A 19,447-nucleotide genomic window follows, 5' to 3' on the forward strand; every position below is an offset into this window, starting at 1 on the left:
GATATTGCGACTAGTGTGTTGGTCTGGCGTCCAATTGGTGAAAGTTTGCATGGCCGATTATGAAAATTTAGAACACGACAGCCGCGCTTATGGTGCCCAGACATTCGGGGGCTACGCATGACCGGGCCACGGTACGTCCAACGGTTGACCATGCTGATTTTCTTCCTGCAACCCATCGCGTTTGGTAGCTGGCTGCCTCGGATCCCGGATATTCAGGGCTTTCTGGGCCTTGGCCCCGCCGCATTGGCCTTTGCGCTACTGGGCCTGCCCTGCGGCACTCTATTGACCTTACCATTTGCTGGACCACTGGTCGAGAAACTGGGCGCGCGCCGCGCGATATGGCTGGGCTTTATCTTTTATTGCGTCGCCATCAGCTTGCCTGGATTTTCGACGAGTGTACCGTTTCTTTTTGGCGCCCTGTTGTTGACCGGGTCGTCAATGTCATTTCTCGAGCTTGGTTTGAACGTCAAAGCGGATCGCGTTGAGAAGGCGACTGGCGACGGCATCATGAGCCGCTCTCACGGCTTCTGGTCACTGGGCATAATGGCAGGCAGCATCATTGGGTCGGTTCTTGCCGGCGTTGGCGTGCCGCCGCAATGGGCGATCATGGGCGTGTCCATCCTCACCCTGCCCTTCGCCCTGCTGACTGCCGGTAAATTGCCCGACTATGGGCGGCGGCCCGCCAGCCCGTCGGTGACGCGCACCTCGCGATGGAGAATGCCCGATTGGGCACTGATTGGCATTTCGCTATTTGTGTTCGGCATCACCATGACAGAAGGCGCGATTGCAGATTGGTCTGCTGTATTCCTTCGCACCATATTTTCGGCCTCACCGGCCGAAGCGGGGCTCGGCTACTCTGTCTTTGCGCTGATGGTTGCGAGTGGACGCTTCGGTGGCGATTATCTGCGCAAGCGGTTCGGCGCCGTCGCGTTGGCGCGGGTCTGTGGCGTTCTGGCGATTGTGGGTGTGGCGACGTTGCTGGCGGCACCGACTTCGGTCGTTGCGCTCGTCGGCTTTGCTGTGGTGGGGCTCGGGGTATCCGTTGGCTTCCCGTTGGCCGTTACCGCCGCCGCGGCGCTCACGGGCCGAGCATCGTCAACCAATCTTGCCGTGCTTTCGTTTATCGCGCTGCTTGGTTTTCTGGTCGGGCCACCGGTGATCGGATTTATCGCTGAGCACGTTGAAATGCGGCTGGGCCTTGCGGCATTGGTGCCGTTTCTTGTTATCAGCTTGCTGTTGACAGGCAGGCTTTCGCCCAAGCCGCAACATCCCCTTGAAGAAAATCCCGAGAGCCGGGTGCCAGGAGTTTTATGATGCGTATTGCCGTGGCCGGTTTACACACCGAATGCAGCACCTACAATCCGGTGCTGGCCCGTGAGGAAGATTTCACCGTGGTGCGTGGGGCGGCGATGCTCAAGAGCGACTATTTCAATTTCCTGACCCACTTTCCTGCCGAGTTCGTCACCATCCTTCACGCTCGTGCCATCGCAGGTGGTCCGGTTGAGCGGACAATTTATGAGCAGTGGAAAGCCGAGATCATTGAGGGCCTGAGATCGGCCATGCCGCTGGACGGTGTCTATCTGGCATTGCACGGGGCGATGTTCGTTGATGGTATGTTTGACGCTGAAGGAGATCTGATTTCCGCGGTGCGCGAGACAGTTGGTGACAAAGTACTGATTGCCGCGAGCTATGATTTGCACGGCAATCTGAGCCAGAAAATCGTCGACAATCTCGATATGTTTTCCACATACCGCACCGCGCCGCACATCGACGTGCCGGATACGATGCGTCGCGCCGTTTCCATGCTGGTTCGCGCGCTGCGGACGGGCGTTCGGCCTTCGATAATCTGGGCACCAGTGCCGGTTTTACTGCCGGGCGAACGCACCAGCACGCAGGACGAGCCAGCGCGTAGTTTTTATGTCCAATTGTCAGCTCTTGAAAACCGAACTGGTGTTTGGGATGCGTCTTTTCAGGTTGGCTATGTCTGGGCGGATGAGCCGCGTGCGACCGCCTGCGCTGTTGTTACCGGCACCGATCAGTCGGCTATGCAGCAAGTTGCGACCGAACTTACCCAGCAATATTGGGATCTGCGCGGCGCTTTTAAATTTGGCACAAAGACGGGAAGCATTGACGAGTGCGTCAAATGGGCGATGGCTGCGACAACCGCCCCGGCGATTATTGCAGAATCGGGTGACAATCCCACCGGGGGTGGCGTTGGTGATCGGGCCGAATTGTTGGCAGCCCTAATGGAACGAAATGCGCTGGGCGTTATTTTTGCGGGCATTGCCGATGCTGCAGCAACCAAAGCTGCATATGAGGCGGGTGTCGGCGAGGTAATCCGTGTCAAAATCGGGGGAAGCCTTGATCCATCAAGCGCTCCGGTTGAGGTTGCGGCAGAGGTCATTTTATTGCAGGCAACCGACAAGGAGCTATTGCGCGAGGCCGTGTTGCGCATCGGTGGGATTGATCTGGTTGCAACAGCCAGGCGGCGGCCGTTTCACAATTTTGGGGATTTCGAGCGTTTGGGGCTGAACCCGCGCGATGCCAAAATTGTGGTGGTGAAATCGGGTTATCTGTCGCCGGATCTGGCGCCGATCGCCAATCCTTCGCTGATGGCGCTGTCGCCGGGGGTCGTTGACCAGTTTGTTGAGCGGCTGCCCCGCGCCCATAAACTCGGTTCAGTCTATCCTTTTGACAAGGAGTTTGAGTGGAGCCCGCACGTGCGATCGTCGGCGCGTACTAACAGTTGAGCAATTGAGGAAAGCGCTTTGCTTTGCCTGCCGTTTTGCCTAGCTTGCGGGCGCCGATGACTTAGGAGTGCCCGGTGAGCCAGCCATCCAGCGCCGTTCAGCAAAATGTTCAGCCGGGGCAGTATGTTCAGCCAGTCATTGCCGGGGCGCTGGCAGCCATAGTTGGCTATGCCAGCACCTTTGCGCTGGTGCTGGCGGCATTGGCGGCGGCTGGTGCGTCGCCGATACAGGCGGGGTCTGGGCTGCTATCGCTCTGCCTTGCAATGGGTGTGCTCAATATTGCAGCTAGTTGGCGCAGTCGCATCCCCATCAGCTTTGCCTGGACGACGCCGGGGGCCGCATTTCTGCTCAGTGTCGGTGAACCTGTCGGCGGGTACCCAGCCGTAACGGGTGCCTTTCTTGTTGCTGCTGCACTGATTGTGCTGGCGGGGATGATTAAACCCTTTGCGCGTCTCATAGCACTGATTCCCGCCCCGCTTGCCAATGCCATGTTGGCGGGAATGTTGCTGTCCCTGTGTCTGGCGCCCTTTACGGCCATTGCCGAATTACCCTGGTTTGCCCTGCCGATTGTGCTGGCCTGGGCGTTGGGGCTGAAAATCGCCCGGCGCTATGCAGTGCCGCTCGCGGTGGCGGTTACCGGTATCATTTTGATCACTACGACTCATTTGCCGCCTGGCACGTTTGATAGCGGTTGGCCAAGCCTCAACTTTGTCACGCCGGTGTTCACCATGGACGCCATTGCACGCATCGCGCTGCCGCTCTTTATTGTCACGATGGCCTCGCAAAACCTGCCGGGGCTGGCCGTAATGCAGGCCAATGGATTTCAGCCCAAGCCCGCCCCCTATTTATCGTCACTGGCATCGCCAGCGCCGTTACTGCGCTGTTTGGAGGGCTAACGGTCAATCTGGCCGCTATAACGGCGGCGATTTGCGCTGGACCCGAGGCGCATCCAGACCAGACCAAACGCTGGCCTGCGCCGATGTCCACCGGCGTGGTCTATTTGTTGCTTGCCCCCGCCGCCAGCCTCGCCGCCGCCTTTGTTGCCGCCTCGCCGCCGCTGTTGATTCAAGCTGTGGCAGGACTGGCGCTGATGACCAGCCTGGCTGCAGCGTTGAACGGTGCCCTCGATGCGGAAGACACCCGCCTGCCAGCAATCGTCACCTTTGTGGCGACGGCATCGGGCATTACCATTTTTGGCATTGGTGGTCCGTTCTGGGGGCTTGTCGCCGGCATCAGCCTATTGGTCATCATCCGGGTGGGAAAACAAGGAACCGCGCAGTGAATGAAACTGTCGGTTTGATTCTTGCTGGAGGATCGGGACAACGCCTTGGCGGTGTGCGCAAAGCTGATCTCAAGCTGGGCGGCACGAGGCTGCTTGATCGGGTTTCTGCGAGCACGGGGCTTGCCGACGTCATCGTTTCAATTGGCCACCATCCACCGTCAACATTCTCCAAATTTGAATCAGTGGTTGTGCCCGACCTTACAACCGAGACGGGCGGGCCGTTGGCGGGGCTTGCAGCTGCGGTCAAGCATTTGAGCAAACGGGCGCAAACACCTGAATTTATTCTGAGCACGGCAGTTGACGTTCCTTTTTTGCCCGCCAACTTCGGCTGTCGAATGCGGAATGGCATTGGCAGCAACGCTGCCGCCTTCGTTCAATGGGGTGACAATTTTTACCCGACCAACGCGCTTTGGCGGCTCAGAACCCTTGCCGACCTGCCCGACAGGGTTCAGCGCGGCGCAGCGCCAAAAAACCTTAAGCGCCTGTTGCAGGAAATCGGAGCAGTCCCTGTTACCTGGGACGATGCGTTCGATCCGTTTTCCAACGTCAACACGCTGGCGGACCTACTCGAACTTACCCGGCGTATCGACCGCAATTGAAGTCGATGGCACAAGATATTCACTTCAATATGAATTCAGGGCTTGGCAAAGCAAATCAACTTCGCTAAACGGACCTCGCTTTCATACGAAGCACACAAATGAGCATTCCGCGGTAGCTCAGTGGTAGAGCAATCGGCTGTTAACCGATTGGTCGTAGGTTCGAATCCTACCCGCGGAGCCATTTTGGTTCAGGCAGAACTGCCCATTTTCCCATGCACATTGGTCTGTCTGTCGTTCGTCGGCGTGGCGCTAGTGACCTTATTGCAAGGACATGTTGCGCTCTGGTCTTGGAGGCGGAAAAAACATTCTGGGCTATATAATTAGGTCAGCCAGATTGCTGACGGTCAGGTCGGGCTTGATGGGCGAGTGATGCTCTTCCGGTACACCGGTCTGGACCAGAACGGAGTAGACCCCTGCCCTTTGCCCGGCGGCAATGTCGGTTGCGATTTGATCGCCGATCATGATCGTTTGCTCGCGTGGCACGCCCAAAGCGGTGATCGCCCTTTCGATCAGGAAGGGCTCAGGTTTACCAATGATTTCGGGTTCTGTGCGACAAGCGGCGGCAATTGAGGCCAGTACGGCCCCGTTGCCGGGCAAGAACCCGCCTTCGGAGGGCAGCAGCAGGTCGGGATTGGTTCCCATGAACACCGCGCCACCAAGGATGAGCCGCACGGCCTTGCTCATTTTGACATAGTCGAACGCTGGATCCAGACCGACAACGACGCAATCGGCTTGCTCTTCACACAGTTCGAATCCAACAGCCTGAATGGCATCTGCAAGCGCGGTGCTGCCAATGACATAGGCCCGACTGCCGGAGGGCCAGCGCGAAGCCATAAGCGCGGCGGTGCCATTTGCGCTGGTTACAATGTGCTCGGGCACTGTAGCAACGCCGAGTTTGTGCAGTTTGTCGCAGACTTCTGCGGGCGTCCGGGTGGAATTGTTGGTGACAAAACAATAGGGAATGCAGCGTTCGTGCCAAGCCTCGAAGCTCTCGACGGCCCCTTCGATGGCCTCGCTGCCCCTATAAACCACGCCATCGAGATCGGCGATGATCCCCTTAACGGTGGGCATCGGCCGGGGACTTGGGTTGTTATTGGCCATTGAGTGCTCCGTCGCCGCGAAAAAGCGCATTGAACCCGACGAGATCCCGATAGAGCATTTGATATTTATCGAAGCGATCATTGTGGTAGGTCGCCATTGAAGGATCCGGCTCAAAGGTTTTGTCGAACTGCACCAGCCTGCCGACGGCATCGGGAAGCGATTTGCCAATCCCTTGCGAAAGGCCAGCAAGAATTGCGGCACCTAGTGCTGCAGTTTCGGGTGAGGCGCAACGCTTGAGCGGTTTGCCCAGAACGTCAGCGCGAATTTGGCACCAGTCGTCCGACATCGCGCCGCCGCCGCCGATGTTGATTTCGACCGGATCGCATGCAGCAGATTGTTTCAATGCATCAAAGGCGAGGCGCACCGAGTAGGCGACACCTTCCAACACGCCGCGTGCCATTTCGGCACTACCCGATGATGGATCAAGCCGAGCGAATACGCCACGGGAGGCACTGTCCCAAAGTGGCGCGCGTTCGCCTTGCAGATGTGGAAGAAAAATTGGTATGGAGGCGCCAGGTTCGGCTGCTCCACCCAAAGCCGCCGTTTCAGCTGCGGTTCGGCCCAACACATTCGCGAACCAGCCAAGCGCGGCACCGCCCGATTGGGTGGGCGCTGCATGCATCAGGATACCCTCATAGGGCGGAAATGTAATAACACCCGGTGTTGGGACTAGGGTCGAGGAGACAATGCCGGGGATTTCGCTGGTGCCGCTCTGATACATCGCGTCGCCGTCATTGACGACCCCCACACCGAACATACCGCCCCATGCGTCCATGGCACCGACCACCACCGGGGTTCCTGCACAAGGAAGGCCGTGCCTTACGGTTCCGACGACGTCAGTGAACCCCGCCAGCGGCGGCAACTTGTCGGCGGCGCCTTCGACCAGGTTGAGCAAATCCGCCACATAGCCATTCTTGTTGACCAGGCCAACGGCCGAAATCGGATCGCTCTGGACTGTACCGGTCAATTGCAGCACACAGTAGTCCTTTGGCAGCAACACGTGGGCTGTGCGGGCGTAAATATCTGGATCGGTGCGCGCCACGTGCGCCATGCGAGAAAGGGCATGGCTTGCATCAATGGGCATGGGCGCGCCAAGCCAAGCCGTTTTTTGCTCATTGCTGGTTCGCGCCTCGATCCCGGCGGCATCCTCGGCTGACCGGCCATCCTGCCATGTCATAGCTGGCAAAAGCGGTATGCCGCTTTGATCGACAAAGATATGGGTGTTGACCTGACTGCAAATGCCGATGGCCTGCAATCCTGCTAAATCGTGGGCTTTGGCAAAGCTTTCCAACGCCCCCGACACTCCCTTCATCCAGTCAGTGGGGTCTTGTTCGGCATAACCGGGCTTCGGACGACGGGTTGGGTGAGGAAGCGAATAGCCTGCCAGTCGGAAACCTTTCTCATCAATCAGCACGGCTTTTGTTGCGGTCGTGCCGACGTCGATACCGATCATAGTGTATTTTGCCACGTCCGGTTCCCAATATCTCTAGCCCTAATTCAACCTATCCCATATGGTGCCCAACGGAAAAAAGAAACCATGTGCAAGCCGTTACCGATCGCACAGCAGGGGGAACAATCAACATGACGCAACGTAACCGGACACTTCGCACCTTTCTTGCAACAACCGCACTGGTCGCAACCGGCCTCGCCGCCACAGGTGCCCTTGCGCAGTCCAAGGTAGCCGTAATTACACCCTATCTGGCCCAACCGGGGACGCAGTTCTATGTCGAGGCGTTTGAGGCCGCTGCGAAGGACAAGGATTGGGACGTCAATGTCATTGATACAGCGGGCGACGTCGCTGCTGTCATCAGCCGCATTGAAGATATGGTCACCCAGAACGTTGACGCCATTGTTCTCAATGTCGATCCCAGTCAGGTCAGTGCCGGATTGCAGGCTGCGGCAGAAGCTGGCATTCCGGTTGTTGGTATGGATGCGGGCAGCGATCCGTTGCTGGTCACCAATGTTACCAGCAACGGCTATGCCATGGCGGCTGAAACCTCGACATATGTTGCAGACCGAATTGACGGCGAAGGCAATGTGGTGATGTTCGTTTTTGAAGCGTTCCCACCTGTGCAAGTGCGCAGTGTTGTTGCCGATGCGGTGTTTGGCAATTTTCCCGACATCAATATTCTCGACCGGGTGACCCCGGACGTCTCAGATGGCGGCATTGCCGATTCTCGCGCCAAGATGGAAGCCATTCTGGCCGCAAATCCGGAGCCGGGCAGCATCAAGGCAGTCTGGGCTGCCTGGGATCAGCCAGCACTGGGTGCGCTGCAGGCAATCGAGGCCGCTGGCCGCGACAACGAAGGCATTGTCATCACTGGCATTGATGCCAATCCGCAGGCGCGCGAAGCCATTGAATCGGGTGGCAATTTCGAAGCAACGGTCGCTCAGGATTTTAAGGGAATTGGCTCGACCGCCGCTGACGTTGTCAGCCGCATTTTGGCAGGTGAGGAGATCAAGCAGGGCGTTGTATACGTACCAACCAAGCTTGTGACCATTGCCAACGCGATGGCTGACTGACGATCCCACATTGCTGCCAGCGGGATTGCCCGCTGGCAGGGAAATCTGCATGCCCCTGCTTACCCTTAAAGATGTGACCAAGGCCTACGGCGGGGTTCCTGCCCTCAAGGGCGTGGATATGGACATTGCGCCGGGCGAAATTCATGCGCTGATGGGCGAGAATGGCGCAGGTAAATCCACGCTGATCAAAATTCTTGCCGGTGTTGTGGCGCCTGACCGAGCCGACATCCGTTTTGATAATGAGCCGGTCAGTATCGGCAATCCACAAAGTGCCCATCGACTTGGACTACGTTTCATACATCAGGAGTTCAACGTTGTTCCGGCGCTGTCGGTCGCAGAGAACATCTTTTTGGGCCGCGCCTATCCGCGCCGTGGCGGCTTCCTTGTCGATTGGCGGGCGCTGAACCAAGCCGCCAGAACGACGTTACACCGCCTCGGCATCAGCCATATTGACCCTCGCCGGGCTTTGGGCAGCCTGACTCTCGGGGATCAGATGCTGGTGCGAATTTCCAGTGCTTTTGTGGGGGAAGCAGGCACACCAGCGCGCCTATATGTTTTGGACGAGCCTACAGCATCGTTAAGTCGCGACGAGTCCCAGCGCCTCTTTACCGTCCTTGACGAGTTACGCAACAGTGGCGCTTCTGTGCTTTATGTTTCTCATCGGCTCGATGAGATCATGTCGATCTGCGACAAGGCGACGGTTATTCGAGACGGTCGAAGTGTCGATACAGGCTTGATCGCCGACATTACCCACGACGATCTGGTGACGCTGATGATCGGCCGGAGGGTAGAAGAAGCCTATCCACCACGGGTTGGCGTACCTTCAACTACGGTCATGTTCAGCGCCCAGAGTCTTGCAATTCGAGGCGGTAGATCGCTGACATTTGACGTCAAGGCGGGAGAAATCCTCGGCATTGCGGGGCTGGCGAATGTCGGACAGCGCAACGTCTTGAGGACACTGTTCGGGGATATTTCCGCTGCTGGTGGGGCAATGCTGCTTGGTGACGCGCCCTATCGGCCGAAAAGTCCTGCGGACGCCTGGCGGACGGGTATCGGTTATGTGCCGCGTGAACGGCGGTCTGAGGGATTGATCCTGTCCCGACCAATATTTGAGAATGCCTCCCTACCCCATCTGGCGCAGCAAAGTCTTTGGCGCAGTTTTCTGACCCCTCGACGGGAACAGCGTAGCGCCGTGTCGCAGGGAGAGCTGGTGCGGCTCAAGGCTGCCGGACCCAAGCAGCGGGTGCGCGAACTTAGCGGCGGCAATCAGCAAAAGGTTGTGTTTGCTAAAGCGCTTGCGGGGGAAGTGCAATTGCTTCTGCTTGATGAACCGACCCGAGGGGTCGATGTTGGGGCCAAGTTTGATATTTATACGATCATTCGCGAAATGGCGGCACGCGGTATGGGGGTGGTTCTGGTCTCCTCGGATCTGCCCGAGCTGTTGGGCATGGCCGACCGCATTGCCGTGATGCGCGAGGGCGCCATCACTGACATTATCAACGCCGCCGACACCGACGAAGAACAGCTTCTCAATCTTTGCTACGGTCGCACCACAGGTTAACATCATGCTCACATTACTGCGGCGCTACGGCACCCTTATCGGCTTTGCTGCTATTCTCCTGTTTTTCTGGATCAGCCTGCCCGACACATTCATGACGGCGCGCAACTGGCTGAATATTTCACAGCAAATGTCGATGTTGATCGTAGTTGCGGCGGGCATGACAATTGTTATGGTCATGGGTGATTTCGATTTGAGCGTTGGCTCAATGGCCAGCCTTGCCGGTATTGTCGTGGCGGTAATGTTCACCTTCGACCTACCCATCTGGGCGGCGGTATCGCTGGCTCTGATGGTGGGGCTGGCTGGCGGCGCCATCAATGGCGTTTTGATTAGCGTTATCGGCATATTGCCGTTTGTTGCCACTTTGGCGACCTTGACCATGCTGTCGGGTCTGGCGTTTGTGGTGAGTGGCGGCAAGACGATTTCAGGGAGGGTTATTCCCGAAGGATTTTCCGGGTTCGCGCGTGGCGGGTTGTCATTGGGCGAATGGAACGGGGTTGCGATTGCCCTTCCCAATCTGACGCTGGTTGCAATCGTCATCGTGGCGTTGGTTTGGGTTCTGTTGGAGCAAACGACATTTGGACGACGGCTTTATGCCATTGGCGGTAATATTGAAGCGGCTCATTTGAGCGGGGTGGCGGTGCGCAAGCTCAAGCTGATTGCCTTTGCCCTTACGGGTAGTACTGCAGCACTTGCCGGCATCATGTACGCCAGCCGCGTTGCCTCTGCCAATCCGACGCAGGGCAGCAGCCTGATGCTCAACGCGATTGCCGGGGTTTTCCTTGGCTCTACCTTCAGTGAACACGGTGAACCCCGAATTCTCGGGACCATTCTCGGTGTGCTCATTCTGGGCATTCTGGATAATGGGCTTACCCAACTGAGCGTTGACAGCTATGTGCGCCAGATTCTTGTGGGGGGGATCATCATTCTCGCAGTTTCCACCAGTTCGCTGACAAAGCATTTGCGCGCCTGATTTACGCGTCTACGTTGAGCAACGTTAGCAACAGGGAACCTCCTGAGTTGTTCGCTGTTGTCTTTTTATGTCCGGCACTTGTCCTCGAAATATAACGAAACGATTTTATTCAGGGTCTACAATCACCACGATCGCGAGGAGGGATTGATGCCCAGCGATGCGGAGTTGGCAGCACAAGAGGATCGTGGGCGACAGGCAAATAGGCCGGGTGCCATCCCCCTTAAGGGTTGGAAAGACATCGGTTGGAGGATATTCCGCTCTATCGGTCAAGACAGAATTTTGCTGACCTCGGCCGGGGTAACATTCTATCTGCTCTTCGCCCTCGTGCCGACACTGACGGCGTTCGTGTCGGTCTATGGGCTGTTCAATGAACGCTCCACTGTTATCGATCAGGTGTCACTATTGGTTGGGATCGTGCCGACCAGCGGCATCAATATCATAACCGATCAATTGACCCGACTGGCTGGGGAGAGCGACGGCGCGTTGGGATTTGCTCTAGTCATATCGCTCAGTGTCGCCTTCTGGAGCAGCAGCGCAGGGATCAAAGCGCTTTTTCAAGCAATGAACGTCGCCTATCTGGAAACCGAAAAACGCTCATTTATCGTGCTGAACCTGATAGCACTCAGTTTCACGGTGCTGGGTGCCATCGCGGGGCTACTGATTGTTGCTGTGGTATTGGTAATGCCAACGGTGCTCAATTTTCTGCCGGGAAGGAGCGGGCTGGAGTGGCTGGTTCGGATTACCGGTTATCTGGCGATGCTGATGGTGTTGGTCGTTGGCATAGCCTCGCTTTACCGATGGGGTCCGAGCCGCGAGGATGCCAAATGGCGCTGGCTCACACCGGGTGCCGGGTTTGCGTTGATAGCGCTGAGCGCAACTTCAATTGGTTATTCCTGGTATGTCTCCAATGTGGGAGACTACAATGCTGCCTATGGGTCGCTTGGCGCCTTGATCGGCTTTTTGACGTGGATCTGGATATCGGTGACGATTGTCATTCTTGGCGCAGAATTCAATTCGGAACTGGAACATCAAACCGCGCAGGATACCACGACCGGACCTGACGAACCCCTGGGCGAAAGGGGCGCCTACATGGCCGACACCATCGGCCAGGTGTGGCCGCCGGCGCGCGGGGACAAATAATTTTCCTGTGATGCCAGACCGGCCCGATTTTCCAGATTCAGGGGCAACTCTCCCAGGCAATGTGCGTTCTGCCCATAGTCGCAACGCAAGGAGAGCTTTCATGGCCGCACTCACCGAGACCGAAATCCGCGAACGCGCTTATCAGCTTTGGCAACAAGCTGGATCACCATCTGATCAGGAAAAGCAGTTTTGGTATGAAGCTGAGCAAGAGTTATCCGATGGCAGTCGCCAGGCCCAAATATTGGACAATGTTTCTGCGCCGAAATCACCGCTGCCGTCTGGGGTATTGAGCCGTTAGCAAAGCTGCCGGGTCGCTGCGATTTTCGCGACGACCCGGCCAATTTTTGCAGCAGCGCAAAACGCGCACGTCGCATTTTGGTCACGGGCGGACCTGACGTCGCAAACGCATCCACGATCTCGATATGGGTGTCGTGGACCGCCTCATATTGCGGTGCGACCGTCGCAAACGCTCTTCAACTACTTTGCAACACTTGACCAAGAAGTCGCGTCATTTTCCCCAGCGAAGCGATTTTGCTTTGAATGCAAACGTGTTTGCTGAATAAGGGACACTCTTTCAGCTTGGGTATCGTCGCGTTCTATGTTGACACTTCTCCGCAAAAAACTAACTGGCCTTTCAAGGCCATGGAAGCGCGCCGTATTAATGGGCTTCGACGTCGTTGCGCTGCTTTTGGTGCTTTGGCTTAGTTATTCGCTCCGACTGGGAACGCGATTTGTTCCCGATGATAGCCAGCTAGCCCTGATGGCCCTGGCGCCGATTGTCGCTTTGCCGATCTTTGTCCGAATGGGACTTTATCGCGCGGTTATCCGCTACCTGCCCGAGCGGGCGATCTGGACCATTTTTTGGGCCATGACGCAGGCGACGCTGATCTGGCTTGCCATCCTGTTTTTTGCCGAAATCACGCGCGTTGTGGTGCTGCCCAGATCTATTCCGGTCTTTTACTGGATGTTCGGCCTGATCGTGATTTCGGGAAGTCGCTTTGCCGCCAAAGCGCTCCTGTGGTCACCGATTCGCAAAGCCTTTCAGGGCGGTGAGGTCTTTATTTATGGCGCTGGATCGGCGGGACGTGAACTTGCCATGGCGCTCCGCGCACAGGGTTCCCAGTATGTCGCGGGTTTCCTTGATGACGACAAAGCGCTGCAAGGGCGTGACGTTTTAGGCATTCCCGTTCACGCGCCCCAACATCTGGATAAGCGAATTGGGGATTTCGGCGAAACCGAAGTACTGCTTTCCATTCCTTCGATCAGTACCGAGCGTCGCCGTCAGATTTTCAACGATCTGAGCAAGCATGAGGTGAAGATCCGTACGCTTCCAGCCATCAGCGATCTGGCGTCAGGAAAATATCTGGTCGGCGAACTGCGCGAAATCGACATTGACGATCTCCTGGGTCGCTCTTCGGTGCCGCCCGATCCAAATTTGCTGCGCGAAATGGTTGCTCACAAGGTCATTCTGATCTCCGGTGGTGGCGGTTCAATTGGATCTGAACTGGCAAAGCTGGTGGTAAAGTGGGCGCCCCGGAAACTGGTTATTCTAGAAGCAAATGAATTCGTTCTGTACCAGATTGAGCGCGTGCTCAAAGGGCTGGGCGACCTGGATGTGATCCCCGTGCTGGGATCAATCACCGATGCAACATTGGTCGCTCGCACCCTTCGGCGCCATGGCGTTCAGGTTGTGTTTCACGCGGCGGCCCACAAGCACGTACCGTTGGTTGAAGCGAACGTGTTGGAAGGGGTCCGAAACAATGTTTTCGGAACCCAGACGTTAGCGCGGGCAGCGCTCGATGGTGGTGTCGAGTCGTTCGTCTTGATCTCGTCGGACAAGGCAGTCCGTCCAACCAATGTAATGGGTGCAACCAAGCGTTGGGCCGAACTGATCGTTGGGCACTGCGGTGCAATTGCCAAGTCGGAAGACAGAAATCAGCGCTTCTGCGCCGTTCGATTTGGCAATGTCTTGGGCTCCAACGGCTCAGTGGTCCCGCTGTTCAAGGAACAGATAGCCGATGGCGGGCCGGTCACTTTGACGGATGATCGAATGACGCGATACTTCATGTCGATCCACGAAGCGGCCGAACTGATCGTTCAGGCTGGCGCTCTATCTGAGGGTGACGATATTTTCCTTCTGGAAATGGGCGAACCCGTACGCGTTCGCGATCTGGCTGAAAACATGATCCGGCTGGCCGGTTTGACCGTTCGCGATGACAATAGTCCCGCCGGTGACATTGAGATTTCGACCATTGGACTGCGTCCTGGCGAGAAACTTTATGAAGAGTTGTTTTACGATACCAATAACGTTGACCGGACCATTCATCCAAAAATTTTACGGGCGGTGAATGGTGCCCACGCCCACAACGATGTCGAAAGTGCGTTGGAGGAACTCAGACAAGCATTTACCGACGAGAGTGAACCGGAAGTTCGCCGCATTCTTTTTGAATTCATTCAAAAAGATAACGTTGATGGTGCAACGGGCAGCTAGAATAACCATGGTGACCAATGTCTCGCCCTCAGTTTGCGCAAAAGACCGGTGCCAAGCCAAATGCACGAACCTCAGGGCCCAGGCCGCCCAAGTGGCGATCTTGATCATCCATGTTAGGCACTGCGGCCACGCAACAAAAATCGGGATTGAACCATGACTATTGCCGTTGTCGGAGGCACCGGATTTATCGGGGTTGAACTGGCCAAGCGCCTGCACGCCCACGATCAGGATGTCGCGGCGATTGCTCGGGGTCGTGAGGCGGTTCGCCTGCCCAAAGACGTGGCCTTCGTCGAGGCGGATCGGATGGACGCTGCACGCATGGCCGCAGTCCTTGATGATATCAGGCCAAGTGCGGTCATAGATATTTTCACGATCAGCCTGCGGAACACACAATCGGTGCTCGATGCCGTTGGTCGTATCGGTGGGCGCTATGTGATGGTGAGTTCTACTGATGTTTATGCCAACTATGGCGGTTTGCTGAAGATGGAGGCACCTCCTGTTCGAAGCGAACCCGCGACGGAGGATCTGCCGTTACGGTCATTGCGATATCCCTACCGTGGTAATCCAAGGCGTCCCAAAGGGGTCAAAGACGATCTGTTTGAAGATTACGACAAGCTGCCGATTGAAGAAGCAGTGCGAGCTGACAATCGATTTGAGACAACTATCGTTCGCCCGCCGATGATTTTTGGCGAAAATGACAAACAAAACCGGTTCGGTTGGGTTATCGACAATACCGAACGTGGCAAACCACTCACCATTGACCGCCGCGCCGCCGGCTGGCTGAACTCCTATAGCTATGTGGCCGACGTCGCAGAGTCTCTGGCGTTAGCCGCGGTCCATCCTGCCGCTGCGGGGCGCACATATAATGTGGCGCAGCCTAAGGACAGAACCGTAAAACAGTGGGCCGAGACCATCATTGATATTATGGGGCTTGAATGCGAAGTGATCACTGTCGAGCCTGAGGCGAACGGGATCATGGCGGATAGAGCGCAAAGTTCCGATTTGCGCTATCCGCTAACGCTGGACAGTCGACGCATCAGGGACGAATTAGGATTTGTCGAAACGCTCCCTGAGTCAGAGGCATTGCGCAGGACTATCGCGTGGGCGAGGCCCAAACCCTAAGGCCACAATCAGGCATTGACTTTGATTGGCCATAATTTAGTCTGGCTAAAATTGACAGACTGGAGAACTTATTGTCGGTGCCTGGGATCGAAGTCACGACTGCCCTGAAAGCGAGTGAATCGTCCATCAGCGCAACGCTGGGAGAACGTTTGCGTGCGCGCCGAAAAGCCATTGGCAAGACGCTGAAACAAGTGGCGGACGACGCTTCGCTGACGGTGGGCTTTATTTCCCAGATCGAGCGTGGCATTTCCACGCCGTCCCTCGCCTCACTCTACAATGTTGCTCACGCACTGGATTCAAGTGTCGATCATTTCCTGTCCAAGGCGCCCGCGCGCCATCATAGCGTTGTCAGCCATTCCGGGCAGCGCCAGATCTATCATGTTGGCGACACGACACGATTTTACGAGTTTTTGGAAACCGGCTTTCCCGGCGCCAAGCTCAACGCCTGCCTGTCTCACGTACCGCCCGGCCACGTATCGGAAACGATGAGCCACGAAGGCGAGGAGTTTGTTTATCTGGTGAGTGGCAAAATGCGCTATGCCGTCAATGGTGTGGAGTATCTACTCAATGCGGGTGACACGCTGCACATTGACTCCAGAACGCCGCATAGCAGCGCCAATATTGGCAGTGAAACGGCGATTGAACTCTGGGTTGGTACCATGCAGTTGTTTCCCCAATGAGTACCTCACGCCGCCCACCCACGATCGAATTGTTGGCTGCGTTGGCACGCGGCCGAGACCCGTTCATCGATGTCTTCAACCGGACAATGCTGGACATCCCAGCTATCGAGTGCGTCACGCTGCTGGCAACAGCGCCAGACCGCTCCGTCATTCATCGGGTTGGCTCCAGCGATCCGGGACGATTTCCGATTGGTGGGTTTGATCCCATTGATGACGGCACCTGGTGCCGGCGGATATTTGGCGACAAGCAACCAATCGTTGCCAATGATCCATTGCAAATGCGAGCCTTTGTCCCTGAAACGGATGATCTGGTCGCGATGGGTTACGAAGCCATTGTTTGCATGCCAATTGTTATCGCCACTGATATGCGCGGCACGCTGAACGTTTTGGGCGAGGCCGGGGCATTTGCTCCCCCTGCCCTCGCCGAAATCGAAGCGATGTTGCCGTTTGCGGCGCTCATCTTTACTTTCGAGGGGATCGAACTGCCATGATCCCTTTTCAACCGGCAAAGACCGGACTTTCAATAACAACTAGGGAGACTGCCATGCGCCTGTACAAGACCATTGTGGCGGTCGCGCTTGGAGCGGTTATGTCCGCTTCAGGGGCGATTGCCGAAACGCCGAAAAATACGTTGGTCATCGCCGACGCCATTGACGACATCATTACGCTTGACCCCGGTGAAGTCAGCGAAGTTGCCGGAGTGCTGACAAGCCAGCAGATTTATCAACCGCTGGTGACATTCGACGTCAGCGACCCGACCAAAATTACGGGCGTTCTGGCCAAAAGCTGGGAGGTCTCACCCGACGGCAAGACCTTTACCTTCAAGATGAACCCAGATGCCAAGTTCGCGTCGGGCAATCCTGTCACAGCTTATGACGCAGAATTTTCCCTGCAGCGCGTTGTGCTGATGGATTCGCGCATTTCGTTCATCCTCACCCAGTTCGGTTTCAACGCCGATAATGTGAAGGATTGGATCAAGGCAACCGATGACTCAACGTTGGTCATTCAGGTTGGCGACGTCTATGCGCCAAGCTTTTTCCTCTATTGCCTGTCCTCCTATACGGGCGGCATCGTCGACTCCAAAACTGTCATGGAACATGTGGTCGATAATGACTACGGCAATGCTTGGCTCAAGCAGAACAACTCGGCCGGTTCGGGACCCTATGTGTTGGGCAAGTGGGATCCAAAGCAGTCAATCCTATTGAACCGCAATGAGAATTACTGGGGCGCGGCGCCTGGCGTTGATCGCATTTTCATCCAGCAAATGCCCGAGAGTGCAACCCAGCGTCTTGCGCTTGAGAAAGGCGATATCGATATCGCCAACAAACTGCAGCCGGATGATTTTGACGCCATCGAGAACAATCCCGACATCAAGGTGCTGGAAGGCAATTCGAGCACGCTCTACTATTTTGGATTGAACGTGCGCAATGAAGCACTGAGCAACCCCAAAGTGGTTGAGGCGATGAAATATCTCGTCGATTACAAGGGAATTGCGGATACCATCGGTCGCGGCACACTTAATGTGCACCAGACGATGATCCCTGCCGGTTTCCTTGGGGCCATCGACTACAACCCCTACACGCTCGATATCGACAAGGCCAAGGAATTGCTGGCTGAATCGGGTGTGACGTTGCCGATTAAGCTTGAAACCGTGGTGTGGAATACACCGCCCTATACCGAGTTTGCTCAGGCAGTTCAGGCAACCATGTCCCAGGCGGGCATCAATCTCGACCTGCAGGTTGTTGACGGCCAGCAGTGGCTTGACCGGTATCGCTCGCATGATCTGGATATCTGGGTTGGACTTTGGGGTCCTGATTACCCCGATCCGCATTCCAACGTGAAAGCGTTCACCGTCAACACCAAGGACACGCCAGACGGTTCTGAAGGTCTTGCCGATCGCTTTGGTTGGGACGCCGGCAAGCTTTCCGCCGAGGCCATGGCTGCGGTGCGCGAGCAAGATACTGACAAGCGTCGTGCCATGTATGAAGCGATCCAGAAGGAACACACCAATAGCTCGCCATTCATCTATATGTTCCAGGATGCGCGCAAGGTTGCCGTTCGTTCGGACGTCAAGGGGCTGGTGCTGGGCATCACCTATTCCGATGATCGCTACGGCGGCGTGACGAAACAATAATCACCACACTCGGCCGGGGGCAACTCGCCCCCGGTTTCTCTTGTCGATTGGCAAATTCTTGACCCGTCCTGTTCCACCCGCGTTGCGTTTCGTTTTCGGCATCGGTTCTTGGCTGTTGACCGTGGCCATAACCCTTGTAGGTCTGGCTGCGCTGACATTCCTCATCGGACGGGTGGTGCCGATTGATCCCGTGCTCAGGATTGTTGGGGAAAAAGCGCCGCAGTCCGTTTATGACCGGGTGTTTCTCGAACTGGGACTGAACAAGCCGCTGTACCAGCAATTCTGGGAATATCTGGCGGCCTTACTCCGCGGCGATTTTGGCACATCATTTTCCACCACTCGACCGGTGCTGACTGATCTCCTTGATTTTTTTCCCGCCACGCTCGAACTCTCATCCCTGGGTCTGGTCTTGGGAATTGTTTTTGGCGTGCCCATGGGTGTGGCCTCTGCCTATTGGCATGAAAAGTGGCCTGATCATCTGATCCGTGTCATTGGACTTATCGGCTATTCCGTGCCGATTTTTTGGCTCGGGCTGGTCGGGCTTTTTGTGTTTTATTTCAAACTGGGCTGGGTCTCCGGGCCTGGACAGGTGGATGTGTTCTTCCAGGGTGTCGTCCCCCACGTCACCGGCTCAATCCTGATCGACAGTTCGCTCGCTGGGGAATGGGAAATCTTCTGGAACGCCGTCAGTCACATGACGTTACCGGCACTGCTGCTTGGCTATTACAGCCTTGCCTATATTTCGCGGATGACGCGCTCCGTCATGCTCGACCAGTTGAGCCGCGAATATGTGCTGACGGCGCGGCTCAAGGGGGCAAGTGAACTGCAGGTCGTAGTCGGCCACGCGCTGCGCAACGCAGCCATTCCGCTAGTAACGGTTGTGGCGCTGTCGTACGGCGGCCTGCTTGAAGGGTCGGTACTGATCGAAACAATCTTCTCGTGGCCCGGGATCGGCAATTACATATATTCCTCGCTTTTTGCCGCCGATATGAACGCTGTGCTGGGCGGTACCTTGCTCGTTGGTTGTGCCTTTGTTTTCCTCAACATGTTGTCTGACGTGCTGTATCGCACGCTGGACCCACGTTCGCGCTAGG

General features: G+C 56.4%; 16 protein-coding genes, 1 tRNA gene and 1 pseudogene. 16 read left to right on the forward strand and 2 right to left on the reverse strand.

The features are described 5' to 3' along the window. Positions 1–117: 117 nt before the first annotated feature. From PSQ90_RS16810 to PSQ90_RS16830, 5 genes and pseudogenes are all read left to right on the forward strand, one after another. Positions 118–1,314 carry an MFS transporter gene (locus PSQ90_RS16810; protein WP_282211389.1) on the forward strand — a complete coding sequence of 399 codons (1,197 nt, stop codon included), beginning with the start codon at positions 118–120 and terminating at the stop codon, positions 1,312–1,314. Then, positions 1,314–2,750, forward strand: a complete 1,437-nt coding sequence (locus PSQ90_RS16815) for a M81 family metallopeptidase (RefSeq protein ID WP_282213108.1) — start codon at positions 1,314–1,316, stop codon at positions 2,748–2,750. Before PSQ90_RS16810 ends, PSQ90_RS16815 begins: the two co-directional genes overlap by 1 nt. 188 nt (positions 2,751–2,938) lie before the next feature. After that, positions 2,939–4,032, forward strand: a pseudogene (locus PSQ90_RS16820) (benzoate/H(+) symporter BenE family transporter). Next, on the forward strand, positions 4,029–4,631 hold the full coding sequence (mobA, locus tag PSQ90_RS16825; RefSeq protein ID WP_282211390.1) for a molybdenum cofactor guanylyltransferase: 603 nt from the start codon (positions 4,029–4,031) through the stop codon (positions 4,629–4,631). Before PSQ90_RS16820 ends, mobA begins: the two are co-directional and overlap by 4 nt. Before the next feature lie 106 nt (positions 4,632–4,737). Continuing rightward, a tRNA-Asn gene (locus PSQ90_RS16830) sits at positions 4,738–4,812 on the forward strand. Between the two features lie 131 nt (positions 4,813–4,943). Here PSQ90_RS16830 and PSQ90_RS16835 read toward each other — a convergent pair. Then, entirely contained in the window at positions 4,944–5,732 is a 789-nt protein-coding gene (locus PSQ90_RS16835) for an HAD-IIA family hydrolase (protein WP_282211391.1), read from the reverse strand. Next, positions 5,722–7,200 carry a xylulokinase gene (locus PSQ90_RS16840; protein WP_282211392.1) on the reverse strand — a complete coding sequence of 493 codons (1,479 nt, stop codon included), beginning with the start codon at positions 7,198–7,200 and terminating at the stop codon, positions 5,722–5,724. The genes PSQ90_RS16835 and PSQ90_RS16840 overlap by 11 nt, the downstream gene beginning before the upstream one ends. 113 nt (positions 7,201–7,313) lie before the next feature. Between PSQ90_RS16840 and PSQ90_RS16845 the strand changes: the two genes are divergently transcribed. From PSQ90_RS16845 to PSQ90_RS16895, 11 genes are all read left to right on the forward strand, one after another. Then, positions 7,314–8,255: a substrate-binding domain-containing protein gene (locus tag PSQ90_RS16845; RefSeq protein WP_282211393.1), complete on the forward strand. Its 942-nt coding sequence runs from the start codon at positions 7,314–7,316 to the stop codon at positions 8,253–8,255. Positions 8,256–8,304: 49 nt separating this feature from the next. Further along, positions 8,305–9,816: a sugar ABC transporter ATP-binding protein gene (locus PSQ90_RS16850; protein WP_282211394.1), complete on the forward strand. Its 1,512-nt coding sequence runs from the start codon at positions 8,305–8,307 to the stop codon at positions 9,814–9,816. A 4-nt stretch (positions 9,817–9,820) separates the two neighbouring features. Then, on the forward strand, positions 9,821–10,786 hold the full coding sequence (locus tag PSQ90_RS16855; RefSeq protein ID WP_282211395.1) for an ABC transporter permease: 966 nt from the start codon (positions 9,821–9,823) through the stop codon (positions 10,784–10,786). Positions 10,787–10,933: 147 nt separating this feature from the next. After that, on the forward strand, positions 10,934–11,926 hold the full coding sequence (locus PSQ90_RS16860; RefSeq protein WP_282211396.1) for a YihY/virulence factor BrkB family protein: 993 nt from the start codon (positions 10,934–10,936) through the stop codon (positions 11,924–11,926). 100 nt (positions 11,927–12,026) lie between these two features. Next, positions 12,027–12,224, forward strand: a complete 198-nt coding sequence (locus PSQ90_RS16865) for a DUF2934 domain-containing protein (RefSeq protein WP_282211397.1) — start codon at positions 12,027–12,029, stop codon at positions 12,222–12,224. Between the two features lie 363 nt (positions 12,225–12,587). Beyond that, a complete protein-coding gene (locus tag PSQ90_RS16870) occupies positions 12,588–14,417 on the forward strand; it encodes a polysaccharide biosynthesis protein (protein WP_282211398.1) in 1,830 nt (609 codons plus the stop codon). A 153-nt stretch (positions 14,418–14,570) separates the two neighbouring features. Then, positions 14,571–15,539 carry an NAD-dependent epimerase/dehydratase family protein gene (locus PSQ90_RS16875; RefSeq protein ID WP_282211399.1) on the forward strand — a complete coding sequence of 323 codons (969 nt, stop codon included), beginning with the start codon at positions 14,571–14,573 and terminating at the stop codon, positions 15,537–15,539. 77 nt (positions 15,540–15,616) lie between these two features. Next, the gene (locus tag PSQ90_RS16880) at positions 15,617–16,219 is read left to right on the forward strand and encodes a helix-turn-helix domain-containing protein (protein ID WP_282213109.1); all 603 of its coding nucleotides are present in this window, start codon (positions 15,617–15,619) and stop codon (positions 16,217–16,219) included. After that, entirely contained in the window at positions 16,216–16,710 is a 495-nt protein-coding gene (locus tag PSQ90_RS16885; RefSeq protein WP_282211400.1) for a hypothetical protein, read from the forward strand. The genes PSQ90_RS16880 and PSQ90_RS16885 overlap by 4 nt, the downstream gene beginning before the upstream one ends. Positions 16,711–16,763: 53 nt before the next feature. After that, positions 16,764–18,353 carry an ABC transporter substrate-binding protein gene (locus tag PSQ90_RS16890; protein ID WP_282211401.1) on the forward strand — a complete coding sequence of 530 codons (1,590 nt, stop codon included), beginning with the start codon at positions 16,764–16,766 and terminating at the stop codon, positions 18,351–18,353. Between the two features lie 58 nt (positions 18,354–18,411). Further along, positions 18,412–19,446: an ABC transporter permease gene (locus PSQ90_RS16895; RefSeq protein WP_282211402.1), complete on the forward strand. Its 1,035-nt coding sequence runs from the start codon at positions 18,412–18,414 to the stop codon at positions 19,444–19,446. Position 19,447 lies beyond the last annotated feature (1 nt).

Source organism: Devosia rhodophyticola (genome assembly GCF_028816475.1).
GTDB classification, from domain to species: Bacteria; Pseudomonadota; Alphaproteobacteria; order Rhizobiales; family Devosiaceae; genus Devosia; species Devosia rhodophyticola.

Excerpts from the sequence above, each read along its gene's own strand:
- PSQ90_RS16875 (WP_282211399.1), top strand. The coding sequence starts at position 14,571 with ATGACTATTGCCGTTGTCGGAGGCACCGGATTTATCGGGGTTGAACTG.
- PSQ90_RS16835 (WP_282211391.1), bottom strand. The coding sequence starts at position 5,732 with ATGGCCAATAACAACCCAAGTCCCCGGCCGATGCCCACCGTTAAGGGG.
- PSQ90_RS16815 (WP_282213108.1), top strand. The coding sequence starts at position 1,314 with ATGCGTATTGCCGTGGCCGGTTTACACACCGAATGCAGCACCTACAAT.
- PSQ90_RS16855 (WP_282211395.1), top strand. The coding sequence starts at position 9,821 with ATGCTCACATTACTGCGGCGCTACGGCACCCTTATCGGCTTTGCTGCT.
- PSQ90_RS16885 (WP_282211400.1), top strand. The coding sequence starts at position 16,216 with ATGAGTACCTCACGCCGCCCACCCACGATCGAATTGTTGGCTGCGTTG.
- PSQ90_RS16865 (WP_282211397.1), top strand. The coding sequence starts at position 12,027 with ATGGCCGCACTCACCGAGACCGAAATCCGCGAACGCGCTTATCAGCTT.
- PSQ90_RS16850 (WP_282211394.1), top strand. The coding sequence starts at position 8,305 with ATGCCCCTGCTTACCCTTAAAGATGTGACCAAGGCCTACGGCGGGGTT.
- PSQ90_RS16845 (WP_282211393.1), top strand. The coding sequence starts at position 7,314 with ATGACGCAACGTAACCGGACACTTCGCACCTTTCTTGCAACAACCGCA.
- PSQ90_RS16860 (WP_282211396.1), top strand. The coding sequence starts at position 10,934 with ATGCCCAGCGATGCGGAGTTGGCAGCACAAGAGGATCGTGGGCGACAG.
- PSQ90_RS16870 (WP_282211398.1), top strand. The coding sequence starts at position 12,588 with ATGGGCTTCGACGTCGTTGCGCTGCTTTTGGTGCTTTGGCTTAGTTAT.
- PSQ90_RS16890 (WP_282211401.1), top strand. The coding sequence starts at position 16,764 with ATGCGCCTGTACAAGACCATTGTGGCGGTCGCGCTTGGAGCGGTTATG.
- PSQ90_RS16810 (WP_282211389.1), top strand. The coding sequence starts at position 118 with ATGACCGGGCCACGGTACGTCCAACGGTTGACCATGCTGATTTTCTTC.